8 protein-coding genes are annotated in these 3,618 nt (G+C 44.4%); all 8 read left to right on the forward strand.

Annotation, left to right across the window (positions count from 1 at the left end; all coding sequences use genetic code 11):
• The coding region (locus tag VSS37_RS03290; protein ID WP_324693224.1) for a hypothetical protein at positions 1–262 on the forward strand (262 nt) is incomplete at its 5' end.
• Positions 259–1,017, forward strand: a complete 759-nt coding sequence (locus tag VSS37_RS03295; protein WP_324693225.1) for a hypothetical protein — start codon at positions 259–261, stop codon at positions 1,015–1,017. The genes VSS37_RS03290 and VSS37_RS03295, both read left to right, overlap by 4 nt.
• Complete coding sequence (locus tag VSS37_RS03300) at positions 1,014–1,301, forward strand: hypothetical protein (protein ID WP_324693226.1); 288 nt, start codon at positions 1,014–1,016, stop codon at positions 1,299–1,301. The genes VSS37_RS03295 and VSS37_RS03300 overlap by 4 nt, the downstream gene beginning before the upstream one ends.
• Positions 1,302–1,384: 83 nt before the next feature.
• Positions 1,385–1,564: a hypothetical protein gene (locus VSS37_RS03305; protein WP_324693227.1), complete on the forward strand. Its 180-nt coding sequence runs from the start codon at positions 1,385–1,387 to the stop codon at positions 1,562–1,564.
• A 91-nt stretch (positions 1,565–1,655) separates the two neighbouring features.
• Complete coding sequence (locus VSS37_RS03310) at positions 1,656–2,201, forward strand: hypothetical protein (RefSeq protein ID WP_324693228.1); 546 nt, start codon at positions 1,656–1,658, stop codon at positions 2,199–2,201.
• Positions 2,173–2,934 carry a YqaJ viral recombinase family protein gene (locus tag VSS37_RS03315; RefSeq protein ID WP_324693229.1) on the forward strand — a complete coding sequence of 254 codons (762 nt, stop codon included), beginning with the start codon at positions 2,173–2,175 and terminating at the stop codon, positions 2,932–2,934. The genes VSS37_RS03310 and VSS37_RS03315 overlap by 29 nt, the downstream gene beginning before the upstream one ends.
• Positions 2,931–3,191 carry a hypothetical protein gene (locus VSS37_RS03320; protein WP_324693230.1) on the forward strand — a complete coding sequence of 87 codons (261 nt, stop codon included), beginning with the start codon at positions 2,931–2,933 and terminating at the stop codon, positions 3,189–3,191. The genes VSS37_RS03315 and VSS37_RS03320 overlap by 4 nt, the downstream gene beginning before the upstream one ends.
• A 219-nt stretch (positions 3,192–3,410) precedes the next feature.
• A complete protein-coding gene (locus VSS37_RS03325; protein WP_324693231.1) occupies positions 3,411–3,599 on the forward strand; it encodes a hypothetical protein in 189 nt (62 codons plus the stop codon).
• Positions 3,600–3,618: the final 19 nt, after the last annotated feature.

The raw sequence follows: 3,618 nt of genomic DNA on the forward strand, positions 1-3,618 counted from the left end.
TGCCGACGTATTTTATGCTACTCCTAGCGTAGCTACATCGAATTACATGATTTTCGCAACTTGCACACACATTAAAATAGGCTGCCAATTCCATTCATTAAAAGACTGGTTGTCATTTAATGACAGGCGAATTGCCGAAATGGACGGCAAAAGAGCCTTAAAATTCTGGAAGCTTTGGAAGCCAATTTTACAAGAAATAGCAATCGAGCGTGGATGGTTGAATGCTGAGACTGAAGTTTCAGAAGTGCAGACAGAATCATGAGTCCAGATCAAAAAAAAGAACTGGCAGTACAGATAACTGCAACAGCCGAGGTTATGAGTTTGCGTTTATCGGAAAACGCATTGCTCATGATGGTTGAAGACTTAAGCGCGTATAGCCTTGATGCTGTTCGCGCTGCACTGAAAAGAACAAGGCGCGAATGCAAGCGCCTTACAATCGCGGATGTCATTGAGCGAATAAATGATGGTCGGCCTACGCCAGAGCAGGCGTGGGCTGGATTGCCAAGGTCTGAGCATGAAACTGCGCTGCTGACTGCTGAGATGATGTCAGGTTTGTCTGTGGCTGCACCGTTGATTGATGCTGGTGAGATGATTCAAGCGCGGATAGCATTCCTTGAGGTTTACCGGGCTGAATGCGCAAGAGCGCGGGCAGACATTACGCCTGTCAAATGGTCTGTTTCGCTAGGTTTTGACATCGAGCATAGGGAAAAGGTGCTGGCATTGGCTGTGCAGACAGGTAAGCTACAGCGTGAATATGCCATTAGCCTTCTTCCTCAGAGATCACCGACGAAAGCAGGCTGCGCACTGATAAGCACGGCAACGGCAATTGCTGATCAGCTGCCTATCATTGCGCAACAAGACGATGCACTAACATCGCCAGCTCTTGCATCGAAACAGGTCAATGAGTACCAGGAACAATGTAGACTCAACGCCGAACAAGCTGGGGCAATCCTTAAAGATGCTTTTTGGAGTGGCATTGAAAAAGGACGTGAAGATAAAAAGAAGGTGGCAGCATGAAAATGATAAATGACTGGTGGTTTGCAATATCAAAACGTCCAGAATTCCGCAGGCAGAAGACTGGAAAACACATTCAGCAAATCATTATTGCAGAGCAAGCCGGTGTTCACCTGAACACATTAAGGCGTGTACTGCAAACAGGAGATTGCCGTGTTGATACTCTTCAGGCATTGCTGAAGGCAACTGGCTTTGAATTGCGAATTATTGAAATCGAAACAGGGCAACCTGTTGAATTTTCCGCTATTGAGAATGAGGTTGGATTGCGCCATTCGTCTTCTTTGTGACCTATATGTAAAAAAAAGATTTACAACTTTTTGTTACAATGTATAATGAGCACATCAAGATCAAAAACAAAGAGGTATCAAAAATGATTAATTCAAATGTACATGACGAGATGGACGCACCATCATTCTGGATGAACCCAAAAGCTTTTTCTGAAAGCACTTTTGAAAAACTTGATGAAATGTATTTCGATGGTGATCTTGATGGAATGGATGCCGGTGATGTGTTTAGCGTTGCTGTTGAGATAGAAGCAGAACAAGAATAAACCTTCCTTTAAAAATTCCTTTAAGTCTTCCGGTTAAATTCTGGAAGACTTGCGGGAAAAGTTTAAAACAATGAAGCCAGGAGCAATTGAAATGAGTGAAGAAGTTAAAACAGGACTTAATGAATTAAAAGCGGCAATGGAAGCCGCGCAAAAGGACGCGCTTTGTATTTCCAGCACGTACTTGTCGCTTGATAACCTGAGCGCTGGAACTGTAATCAATGCATTCCACCTAGCTTATAAGTATGAAATGGAAGACAAGCTTGACGAAAAGACAGGCGCAATTGTTCCGACGCCGCGCCATACAGTCATGTTCCTTGCATTTGAAAATGGAACGTTCAAGATTTACGTTTCAAGTTCCAAAGTTCTGGCGGAAACTATCGGGTCTTTCGGAATCGAACCGCTTACCGCAATCCAGATCAAATATCTTGGACGAAAGGGAACAGCCAGCCGAAAGTATGGAGCATGGGAAGTTGGTATTTTGCCTGTAAACCTGTCTCAGTTTGAGCATCTTCTCCCGTCGCACTTCAAGCCGATAATGACTATGGCGAAAAACACAAAGTCCGCACAACTTGCGCAACTCATGGCGACAACATCAGAGGAGGATGCTCATGTTGCACTCACTCACCAGCCTGAGTGATAGCGCATCAGTTGGGGCGGGCTTACCGCCTTCACTGGCTACGCTTTCAGACCTAACAAATGTTTTTGCAATGCAGCCGGTATCGGTTGCGGAATCGCCAGAAATAAAATGGAAAAAACAGCGATGGGGGAAATTCAGTGCTTCAATGTTCGGAAAGCTGTTTGTTTCCGGGAGAGGAAAAGGTGAGGTGTTCGGAAAAACGGCTCATGACTACATTGAAAAGATCGCAGCCCAACGGATCACTAATTTCAATCTTGAGGATGAATTTACTACCGCATACATTGAAGCTGGCAAAGAGCGGGAAGCGGAGGCCATCCAGCGCTTTGCGGATAAAACCGGGCTGGAACTGTACATGACAGGCAATAGCCAGGAATTCATTGTTTCTGCTTGTGGTAATTATGGCTGCACACCTGATGGGCTGATTGGTATGGATGCCGGTATCGAGGCCAAAGCGCCAAAATACTCAACCCATGTGCGCTACCTGAGCCGCATCAAAACCGCAGATGATTTACTGCTGGAATGCCCTGATTACTACTGGCAGTGCATCGGCGGCATGGAATTGACTGGACGTGATGTGTGGCACTGGTTTTCGTTTCATCCAGAAATGATGGATGAGGAGCATAAGCTGCATATTGTTGAAATTCGCAGGGATGAAAAGGAAATCAAGCGCTTGAGAGATCGCCTTAGCATGGCGATTGAATGCCGTGATATTTTTTTGAGAGGCATAGAATGAGTGATTATTACAGAAACATTCAAAATTTCTTGATTTCCAGCCATGGCAAAGACATGGCTATTCAGGAAGGAACGAAAGCCGTAGTTGCCGCGATGAATAGCGAAAATCCAACAGAAGTAATTACGATGCAAATTTTAATGCTTTCAGCAACTTTGCGGGGAATTGAGGGAAGTGATTTCGCTAATGGTTTTCTTGGTGCTTGTATGGAATCAAAGGATGTCATTGTTCCAATTCTTGAAGGCGCTGCAATTCATTGATGAAACATCCTTTTGTCATAAAGTGTAAAAAAAAGATTTACACAATAAGTTAAAAAAGACATACTACACACATAGCACGACGCTACGCACACACAGCCAGCAGGAAGCTGGTGAGGATTCGGGGAGGTGGAAGAATCCAAAATGTTAAAGGTTAAGAAGTGGTGCGGTACACAGTCCTTTGCAGAGTGCTAAAACTTTAAATCACAAGAGGTTTTTACAATGGATGAAATCGCAAATCTGATGGAAGAAATTGAACTGATGCGTGAAGAGTTCTTCGCGGCGGATGACATGGAAACACGATTGGAAATTTCATTTGCTATTTCCGATCTTGAAGATCAGCTTTTAAAGGCGCGGATGCGTGAGACTGAAGGTGTGACCCCATGGGTGTTCATGGGTATTAGCAAATAAATAACCTTGTTCCTGCCCA

This window comes from Candidatus Thiothrix phosphatis (assembly GCF_035668035.1).
Classification (GTDB): domain Bacteria; phylum Pseudomonadota; class Gammaproteobacteria; order Thiotrichales; family Thiotrichaceae; genus Thiothrix; species Thiothrix phosphatis.

What these genes read in the sequence shown, in the direction of transcription:
- VSS37_RS03320 (WP_324693230.1), top strand. Translation starts at nt 2,931, where the DNA reads ATGAGTGATTATTACAGAAACATTCAAAATTTCTTGATTTCCAGCCAT.
- VSS37_RS03300 (WP_324693226.1), top strand. Translation starts at nt 1,014, where the DNA reads ATGAAAATGATAAATGACTGGTGGTTTGCAATATCAAAACGTCCAGAA.
- VSS37_RS03315 (WP_324693229.1), top strand. Translation starts at nt 2,173, where the DNA reads ATGTTGCACTCACTCACCAGCCTGAGTGATAGCGCATCAGTTGGGGCG.
- VSS37_RS03310 (WP_324693228.1), top strand. Translation starts at nt 1,656, where the DNA reads ATGAGTGAAGAAGTTAAAACAGGACTTAATGAATTAAAAGCGGCAATG.
- VSS37_RS03295 (WP_324693225.1), top strand. Translation starts at nt 259, where the DNA reads ATGAGTCCAGATCAAAAAAAAGAACTGGCAGTACAGATAACTGCAACA.
- VSS37_RS03305 (WP_324693227.1), top strand. Translation starts at nt 1,385, where the DNA reads ATGATTAATTCAAATGTACATGACGAGATGGACGCACCATCATTCTGG.
- VSS37_RS03325 (WP_324693231.1), top strand. Translation starts at nt 3,411, where the DNA reads ATGGATGAAATCGCAAATCTGATGGAAGAAATTGAACTGATGCGTGAA.